This is a genomic window from Micromonospora sp. CNZ322 (assembly GCF_007827755.1).
Map to the genome: position 1 here is coordinate 312,751 of NZ_VITD01000007.1, position 16,562 is coordinate 329,312.

Genomic DNA, 16,562 nt, shown 5'->3' on the forward strand with positions numbered 1-16,562 from the left:
CCGGGCTGCGTTCGCTGGGCCGGCTGCGTCGTGGCCGTTTCGGGCCGCGCCTGCGTCCTGGCCGTTTGGTCAGGCGAACAGCGCGAAGTAGATCGCGATGTGGTGACAGAGAGCCGCCAGCAGCGTGCAGGCGTGGAAGAACTCGTGGTGGCCGAAGACGGTCGGCCACGGATTGGGCCGGCGCAACGCGTAGAAGACCGCGCCGACGCTGTAGATCGCACCACCGACGATCAGCAGCACCAGTGCCGCGACTCCGCCCCCGTGCAGGATCTCCGGCAGCATGGCCACCGCCACCCAGCCCAGCGCCAGGTAGAGCGGCGCGGACACCCAGCGCGGCGCGTGCGGCCAGATCACCTTGACCGCCACGCCGGCCAGCGCGCCGCCCCAGACCAGGGCCAGCATCACGGTGGCCGGCCGGGGCGCGAGCAGCATCGCGCAGAGCGGTGTGTACGTGCCGGCGATGAACACGAAGATCATCGAGTGGTCCATCCGGCGCATCACCTGGTAGCCGCGCTCTGACCACACGCGACGGTGGTACAGCGCGCTCGTGCCGAAGAGCCCGCAGACCGTCAGGCTGTAGATGAGGCAGCTCACCAGGGGTGCCCAGCCCGGCCGGGTGGCGGCGATCGAGCAGAGCACGATGCCGCAGACCACGGCGACGAAGAAGGCGTACGTGTGCAGCCAGCCGCGCATCCGGGGCTTACCGATGTCGACCGGCTTCAGGCGAAGCGGGGCGGAGGTGGTCACCCCATCAGGTTACGGCACCGTAGGTTACTTGTAAGTAGTGGCGTTGGTGACACCCGGCACCGTCAACGTGAACACCGGATCGGCGCGACATCGGCGAGGATGAGCGGATGCGGATCCGACCCGTCGGGGCGCACGCCCTGCTACTCGACTGCACCGTCCCCGCCAACACCCCCGAAGCCGTGGCCGACATCCCGGAGGCCGCGTTTGTCGAAGCGTGGCGGGCCGAGCTGTGGCGGCGTCGGGAGCGGGGCGACCTGATCGCCGTGGAGATCGTGCCGGCGGCCCGGACCGTGCTGCTCGACGGCCTGCACGACCCGACCACCACGGCCGAGCAGTTGACCCGATGGGCGTCCGCCGTCACCGCCGCGATCACCCGCCCCAACCAGGCCGACGCCGAAGCCCACGCCGAGGCCGAAGCCAAATCCCACGCCAAAGACCACGCCCACGCCAAAGACCACGCCCACGCCCACGCCGAAGCCCACGCCAAAGCCGAAGCCCACGCCGGAGCCGACGCCGACGCCGACGCCCAAGACCGCAACGCCACAGCCGACGACGGGGCCGACGACGGGGCCGACGACGGGGCCGACGTTGTCGTACCGGTCACCTTCGACGGGCCGGACCTCCCGGCGGTGGCGGAGCACTGGGGCGTGGACGTGCCGGCAGTGCGGCACCGGTTGACCAGCACCCGGTTCCGGGTCGCCTTCTGCGGCTTCGCCCCCGGGTTCCCCTACCTGACCGGGCTGCCCGCCGAGTTGGCGCTGCCCCGGCTGGCCACGCCCCGTCCCCGGGTGCCGGCCGGCTCGGTCGCGTTGGCCGGCCCGTACGCCGGTATCTACCCGGGCGCTTCCCCGGGCGGCTGGTTGCTGGTCGGTCGGACCGACCTGGTGCTGTTCGACGTGACCGCCGACCCGCCGGCCCGACTTGGTCCGGGCACCACTGTGCGGATGGTGGTGGCGTGACCCACCCGGCCACCATCGAGGTGCTCCGCGCCGGTGCGCTCACCACGGTGCAGGACCTGGGCCGGCCCGGCTGGGCGCACCTGGGCGTACCCCGGTCCGGCGCCCTCGACCCGGGTGCCCTGCGGTTGGCCAACCGACTGGTCGGCAACCCGGAGCACGCGGCTGGCCTGGAGATCACCCTGACCGGTTGCATCCTGCGGTTGACCCGGGCGGCCACGGTGGCGGTCACCGGCGCCGAGGTCCCCGTCCAAGCGGATGTCCGGCCCGGTGACACCGGACGCCCGCTCACGGTGCCGGCCGGAACGGTGCTGCGGATCGGTCCCGCCCGGCGGGGCGTACGGAGTTGGCTGGCGGTGGCGGGCGGCATCGACGTGTCACCGGTGCTCGGTAGCCGGGCCACCGACACCCTCTCCGGGCTCGGCCCGCCCCGGCTGCGGGACGGTGACCTGCTGCCGCTCGGTGATCCGGTGGGCACCCCCGCACCGGTGGACCTGACCGTGTGCCGCACGCCGCCTGAGGAGCTGCACCTGACGCTGGGCCCCGGTCCTCGCGAGGACTGGTTCACGCCGACCGCGTTCGACCGGCTCTTCGGCAGCGCGTACACCGTCAGCCCGGTGAGCAACCGGGTCGGCGCGCGGCTCGCCGGCGCGGCGCTGCCCCGCGCGGTGGCCGGCGAACTCCCCAGCGAGGGAATCGTGCTCGGCGCGGTGCAGGTGCCGGCGGACGGACAACCCCTGATCTTCCTCGCGGACCATCCGACCACCGGTGGATACCCCGTCATCGGGGTGGTCACCGACGTGACCCCGCTCGCGCAGGCCCGGCCAGGTACTACCGTCAGATTCCATGGACCTCAACGCTGACCTGGGCGAGGGATTCGGCATCTGGCGACTCGGCGACGACGAGGCGCTGCTGAGCCTCGTCACCTCCGCCAACGTCGCCTGCGGCTTCCACGGCGGCGACCCGTCCACCATGCGGCGGGTCTGCGAGGGCGCCGCGCGGCGCGGGGTCGCGGTGGGCGCGCAGGTCGGCTACCGGGACCTGGCCGGCTTCGGCCGGCGGCACATCGCGTACGACTTCGCCGAGCTACGCGACGAGGTGACCTACCAGTTGGGGGCGCTGGACGCGTTCTGCCGGCTGTTCCACACCCGGGTCCGCTACCTCAAGCCGCACGGCGCGCTCTACCACGCGGCCAGCACCGACGAGTCCCAGGCGGCGGCGGTGGTCGCCGCCGTCAGCGGTTACGACCCCGAGCTGCCCGTACTCTGCCTTCCCGGCTCGACGCTCGCCCAACTCGCCGTGGGCGCGGGCCTGCCGGTGGTTGCCGAGGCGTTCGCCGACCGCGCCTACCTGCCCAACGGGGCGCTGGTGCCGCGTGGCACCCCCGGCGCGGTGATCACCGACCCCGAGCAGGTCGCCGAACGGGCGGCGAGGATGGCCACCGAACGCAGCGTGGTGGCGGTCGACGGCACCGTCATCCCGTGCTCGGTCGACTCGATCTGCGTGCACGGCGACACCCCAGGCGCGGTCTCCGCAGCCGAACTCGTCCGCGCCACCCTGATCGACGCCGACATCACAGTGGCCCCCTTCGCCTGATCGGAGGGGCCCAACTGGGCCCCTCCGATCGCGTCAGGCGTCCAGGCCGCGGAGCACCAGCGGAAGCCGGGTCACGGCGCCGTCGACCACCCGGACCGGTACGCCCCAGTCCTGCCGGGTCAGGTGGCACGCCGCGTGCTCGACGTCCGCGTCACAGGTCGCCGCCTGCGCGGTCACCTGAAGCACCCCCGCGGTGACCTCGCCGTTGAGCACCAGCCGGCGGGACAGCTCGGTGCCCGTGCCGGCACCGTCCACCAGCAGCTCCGGTGGGGACGCGGAGACCACCAGCCGGGTCGACGGCCCGTACGTCTCGTCCAGCTTCTGCCCCGGCGCCGGGGTGAAGACGATGTCCAGGGTGACCTCGCCGGCCGCGACGTCGGTCGGCTTGCGCTCGGTGCGGTGCCGAGGCCCGTCCACAGTGCTGGCACCCGCAGCCGACAGGGCACCGGGGGCGAGCCGGGTCAACCGGTGCGCGGCGGACTCCACCACCAGCACCTCACCCGACGGCGTGAGCACCAGGTCGCTCGGCTCCGCCAACCCGTCGGCGACGGTGGAGACCTGGTTGCTGGCCGGGTCGAAGCGGCGCACCGCGCCGTTGTACGTGTCCGCGATCAGCACCGAGCCGTCCGGCAGCGCGCACACGCCCAGCGGATGCTGGAGCAGCGCCGACTCCGCCGGACCGTCCACGTGACCGAAGTCGAACAGGCCCTGCCCGACGGCGGTGCCCAGCACACCGTTCTCGACGTACCGGACGGCGCTGGACTCGCTGTCGGCCACCCAGAGCCGGGTGCCGTCGGCGGAGACGGAGAGCCCCGACGGCTGGGCCATCCACGCCTCGGCCAGCGGGCCGTCGCGCAACGCCTCCACCGTGGTGCCGGCGTACATGCCGGCGGTCCGCTTGATCGGGTCGAACCACCAGAGCTGGTGGATACCGGCCATCGCGATGATCAGCTTGTCGTCGTACCAGGCCAGGTCCCACGGGGACGAGAGGTCGACGGCGAACGCGTCGTGAGCGTGGTCGTCGACCTCGGCGCGCCACTGCCGCCCACTGCCGGCCACGGTGACCACCTCGCCGGACTCCAGCCGTACGCCGCGCAGCAGGTGGTTGACAGTGTCGGCCACCACCAGGTCGTAGCCGGCCACCTCGGCGACGTGCGTGGGCAGCAGACACACCCCCTGCGGCTCGGAGAACGTCGCCGCGGCGGCCGGCCCGTCCGCCCGGCCGCGCTCACCCGAGCCGATCCGACGCACCGGCGTCTCGCCGTCCGGGTCGATCTCGACCAGGGAGTGCCGGGCCGAGTCCGAGACCAGCAGGTTGCCGTTCGGCAGCAGCACCGCCTTGCCGGGGAAGCGCAGCGCGGTCTCCGGTGCCGGCGGCGGGACGTACGGGCCGTTCCCCCGGTGCAGGGTGCCCTTCGCCTCGTGGGTGGAGATCAACTCGTCGATCAGCCGGGCCAGCCCCTCGGCGTGCCCCTCGCCGGCCATGGTGGCCACCACGTAACCCTCGGGGTCGATCACCGACAGGGTCGGCCAGGCCCGTGCCGCGTACTGCTGCCACATGTCCAGCTCAGGATCGTCGAGTACGGGGTGGTGCACCCCGTACCGCTCCACAGCGGCGGCGAGCGCGTCGGCGTCCTTCTCGTGCTCGAACTTCGGCGAGTGCACGCCGATCACGACGAGCACGTCGCCGTACTTCTCCTCCAGCGGGCGCAGCTCGTCGAGCACGTGCAGGCAGTTGATACAGCAGAACGTCCAGAAATCCGCGATTACGATCTTGCCGCGAAGGTCGGCGAGCTTCAGTTCGCGCCCACCGGTGTTCAGCCAGCCCCGACCGCGAAGTTCGGGGGCACGTACACGCGCTGTCGTTCCCATGCCTGTCAGCCTGCCACGCCCCGTGGGCCCAGCCGCCGTGACCCGTACGACAAGCGCCCTAGCCTGCGCCGCCTTCGTTACGCTCCCGGCGCTTCGCGGCGTACTCGCGGACCTCTGCCGCGTCCCAGACCGGTGGTCGACCTGTACGCGCGGTTCCTGCTGTCGGTGCTCCTTCGTCCGCGCGGGGGCAAGAGCCCAAGGCCACCTGCTTTTGCCGGAGTCGCGCCCGGGGAAGCGGCCGACGTGACTCGCCATGCGCATCGACGAGCCTGTTTGACCTTGCTCGGGATCGTCGTGGCGATCGTTGGCAGCTCAAGAGTGCAGTACTCGGCGTATCGGGTTGCTCAGCTTCCAACGGTCAAGGGGGCGAGTCACGACGCCGGACCGACATCCGGACTCGCCTCTGCTCGACCGAGGACTCCTAGCTACCTAACGTCCCAATCTCGCTGATCTCGGTCCCAAGAGTGCGACAGGCCCAGACCGCTCGGTCGGCGCGTACCACCGCCGTCAGGGGGTGGCTCTCGGGATGCTGGGGGCAGGGCGGCCAGTTGGTGGCACGGCCCAGTGACCACAGTGCCTCCACCGCCCAGTCCTGAACCTGGTCGGCGAGTGTAACGATCTGCGTCACGGCGGGTAGTCCGAGGTCGATTGAGATCCCGTGGCCGGAACCGTCGGAAGCGTAGAGGAAGGCGCTGGCGGTCTGTGGGTCGTCTCGCCACGGTTCATCGCGGAGATCGGGCTGCACCCCGTCAGGCTTCCCAAGATCGGACAAGATCGGCTCCAGCGCCGCCGCCAACTCACGTTCCACAACCGGATTGTGCCCGAGATGCCGACAACACCTACGGGTACGACGACGGCGGGGTCACGGCTGCCCGTGACCCCGCCGTCGATGCAGCTACTTCGTGGCCGGCTTCAGGCAGAGCACCCGGTTGGTGCCCTCACCCGGCAGCACCACGTGGGGCTGCGTCGTGTCGGTGCACTTCTCCTTGGCGTCCACCTTCGAGACGATCGTGAACGCGCCCGCCTCGCCGCAGTCCGCCGCCGAGGCGCCGCCCTGCCCGGACTGCTTCACGCAGGTGCCGACCGCCGGGTCGAAGGCCGGCGTGTCGTTCCCGCCGACCTTGCCGAGCAGCAGCAGCAGGCCGAGCGGCACCGCCAGAATGAGCATCGCGGCGATCAGCACCGCGGCCAGCACCCTGCCGTTGCGTACCTTCGGCGTCGGTGGCTCCACCTTCGGCTCGTCGGCGGCGTCCGGCTTGAACGCGTCGAACCGGCCCTGGTCCGACTGGCCGGTCTCCTGGCCCCAGGACGACGCGGGCTGCGGCGGTGGCGGGAACGACGGCGGGAAGCCGCCGCCCGGCACCGGTTCGGTCGCCGGCCCGCCGGAGCCCGGCGCGCCGGAGCCCGGGCCACCGAAGTTCGGCGCACCGAAGTTCGGCGCACCGAAGGTCGCCGTTCCGTTGGCGGCACCGGCGGCAGGCGACCCGGGGCCGCCGAACTGGTCCGCCGGCGGTTCGGCACCGGAGTGCGGGCGGGTGCCGTTCACCGGCCTGTTGTTGCCCGGGGCGTCGACGAAGGACGGCACACCGGGCGGGAACGCCGGCGGCGCCGACGGGGCCTCGTTGAACGCGTTCGGTGCCGGCTGCCGGTCGTCGAAGCGCGGATCGGCCGGGGATTCGCCGCCCCAGCCGGGCCCAGCCTGCCGCTGCGCGTCGTTCTGCCAGTCGGGTGCAGACTGCTGCCGCTGCGCGTCGTTCTGCCAGTCGGGAGCGATCTGCCGCTGCCCCTCGTGCTGCCAGTCGGGCGTGGCCTGCCGTGGCGCGTCGTTCTGCCACTCCAGAGCACCCTGGCGGTCGGCGCCCGAGTCGCCCTGGAACGCCTCCGGCTCCGGCTCGGCCTCCGGCTCCGATCGTGCCGGACGGCCGTACACCCGGGGTTGCGGGGTGCCCGTGCCGGTCGGTCGGATGGCCTGGTCGGTCGGGGGCATCACCCGGCTGGCCAGCGGCACCGAAGCGCTCGCCGTGGCCCGGGCCGCTGCGCCAGCCGCCGACTCGGCGTCCGAAACAGGTACGACCGCGCGGCCCGCTCCGGACTCCGGAGAGGTACGCGGGGCGGGCACCACAGCGCCGCTCGCGGAGACGTCCTCGGAGCGGCCACCGTACTGCGCGGCGGCGTCCGGGGTCTCCCGCTCGGCGTAGGCGGGCTGCTCGGGGACCGGAGCGAACTGGGCCTGGGGCGCATAGTCGGCGGGCGGGGCGGCAGCCAGGCTGGCACCCGGGACGCGCTGCTCCTGCGGGGGCAGCGGCACCGCGTTCGCCGGCGAGATGCCCGGTGCGGGCCCAGGCTGGTAGGCCGGTGCCTCGTCGCCTCGGTCCGCCTCCCAACCACCGCGGGACTGAGCGGAAGCCTCGGCCTCCGCGCGACCCCACACCTCACCGGGGGCCCACGGCTCGACCTCCGGCACGCCGCCGGAGTTGCCCTGGGCGGCGTTGTCCGGGCCGGCGGCCCAGTTGGGCGCGCCGCCGCTGGTCGGCACGCTGGCGCTGGCGCGGGCGGGGAGGTTGCTCGGCTCTGCAGGGGTCCACCCTGCCTGCTCCGGCCGCTCGGTCGGCTGCTCGGGTTGGGAGAGCACCCAGTCGGGCTGCTGCGGACGGCCCTCGGCCTCACCCCAGGCGGCCGGCTGCGCGGGCTGGTCCTGCCGGGCGTCGCTGCCGTCGTTCCACACTGCGGGCTGCGCCTGCTGCTGCTGCGCGGCCCACCCGCCAGAGTTGGCCGGATCGTCCTGCGCGGGCCAGTTCGTCGTCGGGGCCGGGACCTGGGCGGCGCCACGGGCCGGGCTCGGCTGGGCGGCCTGACCCCAGCCGGGGGCGGGCTGCTCGGTCGCCTCGGCGGGCTGGCCCCAGGTCGGTGGCGACTGCTCCGCTGGCGTCCACACCGGCTGGTCGTCGCGGGCGGCGCCAGCGGCGGGCCAGCCGCCGTTGCCAGCGGCCTGGTCCGGCTGGGCGCCGCCGGACCAGGCGGCGGCCTGCGGTGCATCGGATTGCGGAGATTCGGTCGCGCGCCAGTCGGCAGCGGGCGGGCTGGCCTGCGCCGCGCCGCCCCAGCCGCTGGCCGGGTCCTCCTGGGCGGGCCAGGCGGCGGTGGCCGGGGGAACCTGCGCGGCACCCCGTGCGGCTGGCTGGGCCTGAACCCAGTCCGGCTGCTCAGCGGGGGCGTTCGGGGTCCAGGTCGGTGCGGGTGTGCCCTGCTCGGCGGGCGTCCAGCCCTGCTGCTGCGCGGCCCAGGGGTCGGGCTGCGCCGGAGCTGGCGCGCCATCGTTGCCGGGCCACGCGCCGGGCTGCTGCTGTGGCGGCTCGCTCGCGCCACCGCCGGCGGCCCAGGCGGGCTGCGCCGGGTCGTTGGGCTGCCCAGCGGCGGCGGCACCCCAGGCGGGGGCCGGCGGCTGCTCGGACTGGGCCGCCCATGCCGGCGCCGACGGGCTGGGCCGTGTCGGGGGCGGGGGTGCCCAGCCCAGGTCGGGGCCGGCGGCGTTCTGGCCGTTGTCCGGCTGCGCCGGGCGGTCGCCGTACGGCGCCGGTCCGCCGGCGCCCGGTGACACCTCGTCCGGCTCTTGGCCGGGTCGGTGCGGGCCCTCGGACGTCATGGGTGCGCCTCCTCCATCACATGTCGGCTCGCCGGTGCCGATCGGTCTCCTCGGCGTGGCTGCCGGCGTCACCGGCGTACCGCTGTGCCGGCTCCCCGCACGGTATCGGGTGGTGGCACGACACGTCCAAGGAGCACTGGTCGTCACTCACCGTGGCCGGTTGATGTCGAGCAGTTTTGTCGGCTCGGCCTCTGCCGGGTCGGCGGGCGGCGACCGAAGCCCACCGTACCGGGCGCTGCGGCAGGGCGGAATCCCGGTGGTGGTGGTTGGGAAACGCCGATGGCCCACCCGGGTGGGCCGGGTGGGCCATCGATCTGGAGGAGGTGAGGAATGTCGTGGAGCGTCAGCTCATGTGACGCTGGGCGATGACGAGGATCTCCTCGCGAACCGCCGGCGAGTTCGCCGAGCGCAGCGCGTGCTCGATGGCACGGGCGCGGCGGGTCGCGTCGCGGTGGTTGCGGATTCGCTCGATCATGCTCATTGGTGGGTCCCCCTAGCTATTCGGTTGTCAGCCCCTGATGCCTCTATTCAACAGCAAAAGCCGGCGAACTTCCATCGATTATTAGGTGAGCTGAGACACCTGCCTAACAATCAAAGGTCAACAGGCCATCTGGCCGATGGTTTCGTTGCCCAACGGACACGGCCGGTGTGCCGGGCGTTAACCCGTGGCACACCGGCCGTGGCTGGCGTCGAAACGATCAGGTCCAGGCGAGCAGCGCCGCCTCCGGATCCGTGAGAAAGTCGCCGACGTCCCGCAGGAACTTCGAGCCCAGCTCACCGTCGATGATCCGGTGGTCGAAGCTCAGCCCCAGCGTGGTGACCTGGCGAACCTTGACCTTGCCCTTGTGCACCCAGGGCATCTCCCGCACCGCGCCGAAGGCCAGGATCGCGGACTCACCCGGCGGCAGGATCGGTGTGCCGGTGTCCACCCCGAACACGCCGACGTTGGTGATGGTCAGGGTGCCGCCGGACATGGCCGCCGGCGAGGTGCGGCCGGACTTCGCCGTCTGCACCAGGTCGGTCAGCGCGTCCGCCAACTCCCGCAGCGAGAGTCGGCCGGCGTCCTTGACGTTGGGCACGATCAGACCGCGCTCGGTGGCCGCCGCGATGCCGAGGTTGACGTACTCCTTGACCACGATCTCGTCGCCCGCCCAGGTCGAGTTGACCATCGGGTGCCGTTGTACCGCCAGCAGCACCGCCTTCGCCACCAGCAGCAGCGGCGAGACCCGTACGTCGCGCCACTCCCGTCGGCCGCGCAGCCGGTCCAAGGCCTTCATCGCCCGGGTCACGTCGACGCTCAGGAACTCCGTCACGTGCGGGGCGGTGAACGCCGAGCGGGACATGTTCTCGGCGGTCAGCTTGCGGACGCCCTTGACCGGGATGCGCTGCTCCCGGTCCGCGCCGAAGCTGGGCGCGGTCGTCGCCGCGATCGGCTCGGCAACCACCACGCTCGCACCGCTCGCCGCCTGCTGCACGTCCTCCCGGGTGATCGAGCCAAGCGGCCCCGACCCGGTCAACGTGCCAAGGTCGACCCCGAGATCCTTGGCGAGCTTGCGCACCGGCGGCTTGGCCAGCACGCCGCCAGTGGCCGTCGCGGCCCGCCCGTTCTGAGCCGGCGCCGCCACCGGCGTGACCACCGGTGGTGGAGTCGGCGCGGTCGGTGCGGGAGCCGCCACGGCCTGTGCCGGGACTGCGCCCTTGCGGGGGCGGCGCTTCGCGGCGGTGGTACGCGGGCCGTAGCCGACCAGCACCGCCGTCCGCCCGCCAGGGGCCGCACCGCCGATCAGGCCGGGCTCGATCATGCCCTCGGCCGGTGCCACCTCCACCGCCGCCAGCGAGGCCGCGGACGGGGTGGGCAGGTCACCGCTGGGCGTGGCCGTGGTCGACGGCGCCTCCAGCGGCCCGGCACCCGGGTCGGTGTCGATCGCGATGATCGGCGTGCCGACCTCGACCGTGGTGCCCTCCGGGTGGTGGATCGCCTGCACCTGCCCGGCCCACTTCGCCGGGATCTCCACTGCCGCCTTCGCCGTCTCCACCTCGACGATCGGCTGGTTCAGCTCGATGGTGTCGCCGACCTTGACCAGCCAGGCCAGGATCTCGCCCTCGGTCAGCCCCTCGCCCAGGTCGGGCAGGTTGAACGTCTTGATCCGGGACATGTCGCTCACCAGCCGTAGGTGCGGTCGACAGCGTCGAGCACCCGGTCGAGGTCGGGCAGGTACTCCTCCTCCACCCGGGCGGCCGGGTAGGGGGTGTCGAAGCCGGTCACCCGCAGCACGGGCGACTCCAGGGAGTAGAAGCACTCCTCGGTGATCCGGGCGGCCAACTCGGCGCCGAGGCCGATGTTGGACGGCGCCTCGTGCACCACGACCACACGGCCGGTGCGCTTCACCGACTCGTACGCCGCGGTCAGGTCCAGCGGCGAGAGCGAGCGCAGGTCGATGACCTCCAGCTCCCGGCCGTCCTCGGCGGCGGCGGTCGCCGCATCCAGACAGGTCCGCACCATCGGGCCGTAGGCCAGCACGGTGACGTCGGTGCCGGGCCGCACGACCCGGGCCGAGTGCAGGGGGTACGCGTCGGACAGCGGTGCGTCCAGGTCGACCTGGCCCTTTTCCCAGTAGCGCCGCTTGGGCTCCAGGAAGACGATCGGGTCGTCCGAGGCGATGGCCTGCTGGATCATCACGTACGCGTCCTGCGGGTTGGAGCAGGTCACCACCTTCAGGCCGGCGGTGTGCGCGAAGTACGCCTCCGGCGACTCGGAGTGGTGCTCGACCGCGCCGATGCCGCCGCCGAACGGGATCCGGATCACCATGGGGATGCTGAGCCTGCCGCCCGAGCGGTAGTGCATCTTTGCCACCTGCGACACGATCTGGTCGTACGCGGGGTAGACGAAGCCGTCGAACTGGATCTCGCAGACCGGTCGGTAGCCGCGGATGGCCAGACCGACCGCGGTGCCGATGATGCCGGACTCGGCCAACGGGGTGTCGATCACCCGTTGGTCGCCGAAGTCCTTCTGGAGACCGTCGGTGATCCGGAAGACGCCGCCGAGCTTGCCGACGTCCTCGCCCATGATGACGACCTTGGGGTCGTTCTCCAGGGCGCGGCGCAGACCGGTGTTGAGGGCCTTGCCGATGGTGAGCGTCTCCGTGGCCATCAGTGGGCGCTCCCCTCGAACGACTCCATGTAGCGGCTGAACTTCGCGCGCTGCTCGTCGAGCAGCGGTGACCCATTGGGGTAGACGTGGTCGAACATCGTCACCGGCTCCGGGTTCGGCATCTCGAGCACCCGCTCGCGCAGGTGTACCGACTCGCGGCGGGCCTGCTCGTCGACCTCGGCGAAGAAGTCCGCGTCGGCGATCTGCTGCTTTTCCAGGAAGGCCTTGACCCGGGCGATCGGGTCCTTGGCCTGCCACGCCTCGACCTCGCTGGCGATGCGGTAGCGGGTCGGGTCGTCGGAGGTGGTGTGCGCGCCCATCCGGTAGGTGTACGCCTCGATCAGGCTCGGGCCCTGCCCGAGGCGGGCGTTGTCCAGTGCGGTGCGGGTGACCGCGTACGTGGCGAGCACGTCGTTGCCGTCCACCCGTACGCCGGGGAAGCCGAAGCCGGCGGCCCGCTGGTAGAGCGGGACACGGGTCTGGCGCTCCAGCGGCTCGGAGATCGCGTACTGGTTGTTCTGGCAGAAGAAGACCAGCGGCGCGTTGAACACGCTGGCCCAGACGAACGCCTCGTTCACGTCGCCCTGGCTGGTGGCGCCGTCGCCGAAGTAGGCGATCGCCGCCTCGCCGTCGTCGGTGCCGGTCTTGCCGTCGATGGTGATTCCCATCGCGTAGCCGGTCGCGTGCAGGGTCTGCGCGCCGATGACGATGGTGTACATGTTGAACTTGAACTCGTTCGGGTCCCAGCCGCCCTGGTCGACGCCGCGGAACAGGCCGAGCGGCATGATCGGGTCGATGCCCCGGCAGTAGAGGACGCCGTGCTCACGGTAGGTCGGGAAGGCCATGTCCTGGGTACGCAGCGCCCGCCCGGAGCCGACCTGGGCGGCCTCCTGGCCCAGCAGGCTGGCCCAGAGGCCCAGCTCGCCCTGACGCTGGAGAGCGGTCGCCTCTGCGTCCAGCTTCCGGACCAGCACCAGGTCGCGGTAGAGACCGCGGTATTCCTCGTCGGTGAAGTCGACGCGGTACTCGGTGCCGTCCGGCCCGGTGGCGCTGTCGATCCGCTCGCCTTCGGGGGTGAGTAGCTGCACCAGCGCGGGGTCGCCGGCCGCGCCCTTCCTGGAGCGGGATGCAGCCCGCCTGCTGCGGGTGGTGCCCCCGGGGTCGCCCTTTGCCATCGGTCTCTCCCTGTCGTGTCTGCGTCGGCACCGGGGGGTCACCCGGCCGCGCAACTCGTGCGCCTGCCCGGCTGCTGCCGGACCGGTTCCTGGCGGCCGCGCCTAGCCCCGGTGGGGGTTGCCGCACGGCGTGATCCGGGTTCTGGCCGAACCCGGATCGGGAGCGCCGGCGCTCAACCGCGCCTGCCGCGAGGGTGCGCGGAGGTCACGGCTGCGTTGCCGTCGTGCTCCATATTCGCAGAGCAGGTGAGCGCGCCCACAGTACGCCTGCCTCCGCAATCCGACCGCCCATGCTTTGACGCCGTTTGTCGCCATCATGCCGGCCCGCGTTTCCCATGCGTTGCGGCACGATTCGTCACCGTTCGGGCAGCACCGCGTGTCGACACGCGGTGGAGGTTGGCTGACCCACTGTGACTGCGCGAGGCTGATTCCCGCAGGATCGCGCCTATCGGGTTATTTGTCGGGTTTTTGCCCCCGGCGGCGTCCATTCATGTCCTCCGACGGCCGACGACTAGGAGTGTGCGGTGTACGAGCCAGGTGACGGTCCCGGCACACCAGCGCTTGGTCGGCACCGGTCGGCTGGCGGCTATCGCCGGATGGTCGGTGTCCACCGGGCCGCCGGCGCCGGTGGCCCCTCCCGCGGTTACCTGCTCACCGTCGCGCTGCTGGCCGGAACGGCGTCGATGCCCATCCTCGCCGCGATCAGCGCGGGCTCGGCCACCCCGGGCAGCACCGCCCTACCGGACAGCAGCACTCCGTTCATGCCGACCCCGTCCGTCGGGCCGGTGGTGATCCCAATGCCGATGACCAGCCAACCGCCGCTTCCCCCGCTCGGCACACCCAGCGTCGGCCCGACCAGCGGCTGGCTGCCGGCCGCCCCGTCGCGTCAACGGGAAGGGCCCGCCGCTGCCGATCCCGGGCCCGCCCGGTGGACGACAGCCCCGCCGGTGGCACCGAGACCCACGCGGAGCACCTCACCGCCGGTGCCCCCGCCCGTCGTTCCGCCGCCGTCGACCGGCCCCGACCCGACCGATCCGCCGGACCCGGACCCGACCGACCCCGACCCGACCGATCCGCCGGACCCCGACCCGACCGACTCGCCGGACCCGGACCCCACCGACCCGGACCCGACCGACTCGGCCGATCCCGATCCGACCCCGACCCTGACGGTGGACCCGACGCCCACACTGGACCCGACGCTGGGGCCGACACCCACGCCGACCGACGACGCGACCGCGACCGCCGTGCCGACCAGCACCCGGTCCGTCCCGGCCCCCACACCCACGCCGCCCGCGATACCGACCCGCCGACCCAATCCGGCGATCCCGTCGCCGTCGGCCGTCGCCTCGAAGCCCCGCGTCAGCCCGGTGCCACTGGCCGGACCGACGTACCCGGTGGTGTCGCCGACGGTACGGTGACGATCAGGCGCGGCCCGTCCGGCGACGGCGGCGTCCGGCGGTAGGCGCGTACCGGAGGGGGTGGCGTGGGCGGCGGTGCGGAACCCCGCCCGGTCACCACCAGGCCCGGCCCGGGGTTGCGGATCGCCCGGCTGGTCACCGAGGTGACCGCCCCGGCGGTGCTCGTGTCGCTGCTGATCATCACGGTGAGCTGGCACAGCGCCAGCCGCCCCGGTCAGGGCCTCGTCTGGGGTCTGCTCGCCACTCTCTTCGTCACCGGCATTCCGTTCGCCTACATCGTCGGCGGGGTCCGCCGTGGCCGGCTCACCGACCACCACGTCGGCCGCCGGGAGCAGCGCCGGGCGCCGCTGCTGGTCGGCCTCGGTTCGGTTGCGGCGGGGCTCGCCCTGCTCGCCGTGCTCGGCGCGCCCCGCCCGGTGCTGGCACTGGCGGTGTCCGGCCTCGTCGGCCTCGTCGTCGCCGTGTCGGTCAGCCACTGGTGGAAAATGTCGATCCACTCGGCGGTGGCCGCCGGCACGCTGGTCATCCTGATGCTGACCTTCGGGACGCGGCTGGTCGTCGCCGTACCGCTGCTGGCGGTGGTCGGCTGGTCCCGGGTACGGCTGCGGGACCACACGGTGGCGCAGGTGCTGACCGGAGGTGCGCTCGGCGCCGTGATCGCCGCGGTGATCTTCGGCCTGCTGCGCTAGCCCCATCCAGGGTCCGCTGTGCTGACCCGCCCCGGGTGGGCGGCGCGTAGCCGCCCACCCTCGGACGCCGTCAGGCGCCGTCGTCGGCGAGGCGGTGGCGGTTCGCCTCGATCCACGCGTCCAGTGCGGCCGGGTCGTCCGGGTCAACCCCGTCGGCCATCAGCTGCGCCACCGCGGCGGTGGCCGCGCTGCGCCGCTCACCGGTCGAGTAGAGGCGGGCGAACTCCGGCACCATCTCCTCGATCGCCTCGTCGGTGCGCGTCGCCGCCGCCTCGGGCAGCCCGCGCTGGCGCGACGCGTACCGCGCCCAGGCCCGCAGCACCCGGGGGAGCATCGCCGCGTCGTCCATGTCCAGCACAGCCCGGCGGTGCACCCAGTCGAGCAGGAAGAGCCCGGACACCGCGGGACTCCAGCGCATCGGATCGGCATCCGGGAAGCTCGCCGAGTGGTCCAGCAGCAGGCTCAGGCAGAAGTGCAGGGAGGCCAACTCCGGGCCGTCGACGGCGTCCAGCCCGAAGCGGGCAGCCTCCGGAGCGGCGAGGAACCGCCGGACCAGGTCGGTGCGCTCGGCCGCGGAGAGCGGCTCGACCTCCGCCGGACCGGTCGGGGCGGCCGCGGTGGGCAGCATCGCCAACCGGGCCCCGACCAACGCTCGGTCGGTGGCGAGTGACCCCTCGCCGGGCAACTCGCCCAGGTCGTCGGTGACCGCCAGATGGCGAGCCACCTCGCCCCGGAACCGGGCTGGATCTTCGGTACGGAACCAGGTCAGCTCGTCGTCGGCGCACATCTGCCGGACCTGGTCCAGGATCCGTTCGGCCGGCCCGCCCACGAAGATGTCCTTGGTGATCCCGATGTTGTGGTCCACCAGGGCCACCAGCGCGTGCTCCGAGCCGCCCGACTCGTCGTCGTAGGCGAAGGTCGCGAGGTAGGAGGTCTGGTCGCCGTACACGTCTCCGTACGCCCAGGTGCCGGTGAGGTGCACCCGGCCGAGCTGGGCCGTCCAGGTGGGCGCCTGGTTGCCCGGGCGCACCCGATCGGTGCCCTCGGCAGTCGGGACGAGCGTGGCGAAGACCTGCCGGATGGTGGTCGCCGCTGCGACCCTGCGGCGGGCGGTGGCGGCGAGGAAGCCGGTGACGAACTCCCGTACGGCGGCGTCGCGGTCGGTCTCCGCGATCGCGTAGACACTGCCCAGCAGGGCGCTGCCGAGCATCTCGGCGTCGAGAGCGGACTCCAGCTTGGTCACGTCGCGTGCGGCGTGCAGCACCGCGTCGTAGGGGGTCTGAGGCGTGGCCATGCTCCGACCCTACGCCGCCTG

13 protein-coding genes are annotated in these 16,562 nt (G+C 72.8%); 5 read left to right on the forward strand and 8 right to left on the reverse strand.

The window, feature by feature from the left end; genetic code table 11:
• Positions 1-69: 69 nt before the first annotated feature.
• The gene (trhA, locus tag FB453_RS19225; protein WP_112601190.1) at positions 70-747 is read right to left on the reverse strand and encodes a PAQR family membrane homeostasis protein TrhA; all 678 of its coding nucleotides are present in this window, start codon (positions 745-747) and stop codon (positions 70-72) included.
• Between the two features lie 107 nt (positions 748-854).
• Between trhA and FB453_RS19230 the strand changes: the two genes are divergently transcribed.
• The 3 genes from FB453_RS19230 to FB453_RS19240 are packed head-to-tail and all read left to right on the forward strand — an operon-like array spanning position 855 to position 3,299.
• The gene (locus tag FB453_RS19230; RefSeq protein ID WP_145792048.1) at positions 855-1,706 is read left to right on the forward strand and encodes a carboxyltransferase domain-containing protein; all 852 of its coding nucleotides are present in this window, start codon (positions 855-857) and stop codon (positions 1,704-1,706) included.
• The gene (locus FB453_RS19235) at positions 1,703-2,566 is read left to right on the forward strand and encodes a 5-oxoprolinase subunit C family protein (RefSeq protein ID WP_145792051.1); all 864 of its coding nucleotides are present in this window, start codon (positions 1,703-1,705) and stop codon (positions 2,564-2,566) included. Before FB453_RS19230 ends, FB453_RS19235 begins: the two co-directional genes overlap by 4 nt.
• Positions 2,550-3,299 (forward strand): 5-oxoprolinase subunit PxpA, encoded by a 750-nt coding sequence (locus tag FB453_RS19240; RefSeq protein ID WP_145792053.1) that lies wholly within the window; start codon positions 2,550-2,552, stop codon positions 3,297-3,299. Before FB453_RS19235 ends, FB453_RS19240 begins: the two co-directional genes overlap by 17 nt.
• A 33-nt stretch (positions 3,300-3,332) precedes the next feature.
• Here the strand turns inward: FB453_RS19240 and FB453_RS19245 are convergent, their stop codons facing one another.
• From FB453_RS19245 to pdhA, 6 genes are all read right to left on the reverse strand, one after another.
• Entirely contained in the window at positions 3,333-5,171 is a 1,839-nt protein-coding gene (locus tag FB453_RS19245; protein WP_145792055.1) for an NHL domain-containing thioredoxin family protein, read from the reverse strand.
• Positions 5,172-6,066: 895 nt separating this feature from the next.
• The gene (locus FB453_RS19250; protein WP_145792057.1) at positions 6,067-8,814 is read right to left on the reverse strand and encodes an LppU/SCO3897 family protein; all 2,748 of its coding nucleotides are present in this window, start codon (positions 8,812-8,814) and stop codon (positions 6,067-6,069) included.
• A 343-nt stretch (positions 8,815-9,157) separates the two neighbouring features.
• The gene (locus FB453_RS34275; protein ID WP_165435866.1) at positions 9,158-9,295 is read right to left on the reverse strand and encodes a hypothetical protein; all 138 of its coding nucleotides are present in this window, start codon (positions 9,293-9,295) and stop codon (positions 9,158-9,160) included.
• Between the two features lie 217 nt (positions 9,296-9,512).
• Positions 9,513-10,970 carry a dihydrolipoamide acetyltransferase family protein gene (locus FB453_RS19255; protein WP_145792165.1) on the reverse strand — a complete coding sequence of 486 codons (1,458 nt, stop codon included), beginning with the start codon at positions 10,968-10,970 and terminating at the stop codon, positions 9,513-9,515.
• Between the two features lie 5 nt (positions 10,971-10,975).
• Positions 10,976-11,965: an alpha-ketoacid dehydrogenase subunit beta gene (locus tag FB453_RS19260; RefSeq protein WP_145792060.1), complete on the reverse strand. Its 990-nt coding sequence runs from the start codon at positions 11,963-11,965 to the stop codon at positions 10,976-10,978.
• Entirely contained in the window at positions 11,965-13,140 is a 1,176-nt protein-coding gene (pdhA, locus tag FB453_RS19265) for a pyruvate dehydrogenase (acetyl-transferring) E1 component subunit alpha (protein ID WP_091396226.1), read from the reverse strand. Before pdhA ends, FB453_RS19260 begins: the two co-directional genes overlap by 1 nt.
• A 524-nt stretch (positions 13,141-13,664) precedes the next feature.
• Here pdhA and FB453_RS19270 point away from each other — a divergent pair.
• The gene (locus FB453_RS19270; RefSeq protein ID WP_145792062.1) at positions 13,665-14,558 is read left to right on the forward strand and encodes a hypothetical protein; all 894 of its coding nucleotides are present in this window, start codon (positions 13,665-13,667) and stop codon (positions 14,556-14,558) included.
• Between the two features lie 65 nt (positions 14,559-14,623).
• Positions 14,624-15,247, forward strand: a complete 624-nt coding sequence (locus FB453_RS19275) for a phosphatase PAP2 family protein (protein ID WP_145792064.1) — start codon at positions 14,624-14,626, stop codon at positions 15,245-15,247.
• A gap of 70 nt (positions 15,248-15,317) precedes the next feature.
• Here FB453_RS19275 and FB453_RS19280 read toward each other — a convergent pair whose 3' ends face one another.
• Positions 15,318-16,541 carry a hypothetical protein gene (locus tag FB453_RS19280; RefSeq protein WP_145792066.1) on the reverse strand — a complete coding sequence of 408 codons (1,224 nt, stop codon included), beginning with the start codon at positions 16,539-16,541 and terminating at the stop codon, positions 15,318-15,320.
• Positions 16,542-16,562 lie beyond the last annotated feature (21 nt).

Coding starts and splice junctions, on each gene's coding strand:
- FB453_RS19260 (WP_145792060.1), bottom strand. CDS start 11,965: ATGGCCACGGAGACGCTCACCATCGGCAAGGCCCTCAACACCGGTCTG.
- FB453_RS19245 (WP_145792055.1), bottom strand. CDS start 5,171: ATGGGAACGACAGCGCGTGTACGTGCCCCCGAACTTCGCGGTCGGGGC.
- FB453_RS19250 (WP_145792057.1), bottom strand. CDS start 8,814: ATGACGTCCGAGGGCCCGCACCGACCCGGCCAAGAGCCGGACGAGGTG.
- FB453_RS19255 (WP_145792165.1), bottom strand. CDS start 10,970: ATGTCCCGGATCAAGACGTTCAACCTGCCCGACCTGGGCGAGGGGCTG.
- FB453_RS34275 (WP_165435866.1), bottom strand. CDS start 9,295: ATGAGCATGATCGAGCGAATCCGCAACCACCGCGACGCGACCCGCCGC.
- FB453_RS19280 (WP_145792066.1), bottom strand. CDS start 16,541: ATGGCCACGCCTCAGACCCCCTACGACGCGGTGCTGCACGCCGCACGC.
- pdhA (WP_091396226.1), bottom strand. CDS start 13,140: ATGGCAAAGGGCGACCCCGGGGGCACCACCCGCAGCAGGCGGGCTGCA.
- FB453_RS19240 (WP_145792053.1), top strand. CDS start 2,550: ATGGACCTCAACGCTGACCTGGGCGAGGGATTCGGCATCTGGCGACTC.
- FB453_RS19230 (WP_145792048.1), top strand. CDS start 855: ATGCGGATCCGACCCGTCGGGGCGCACGCCCTGCTACTCGACTGCACC.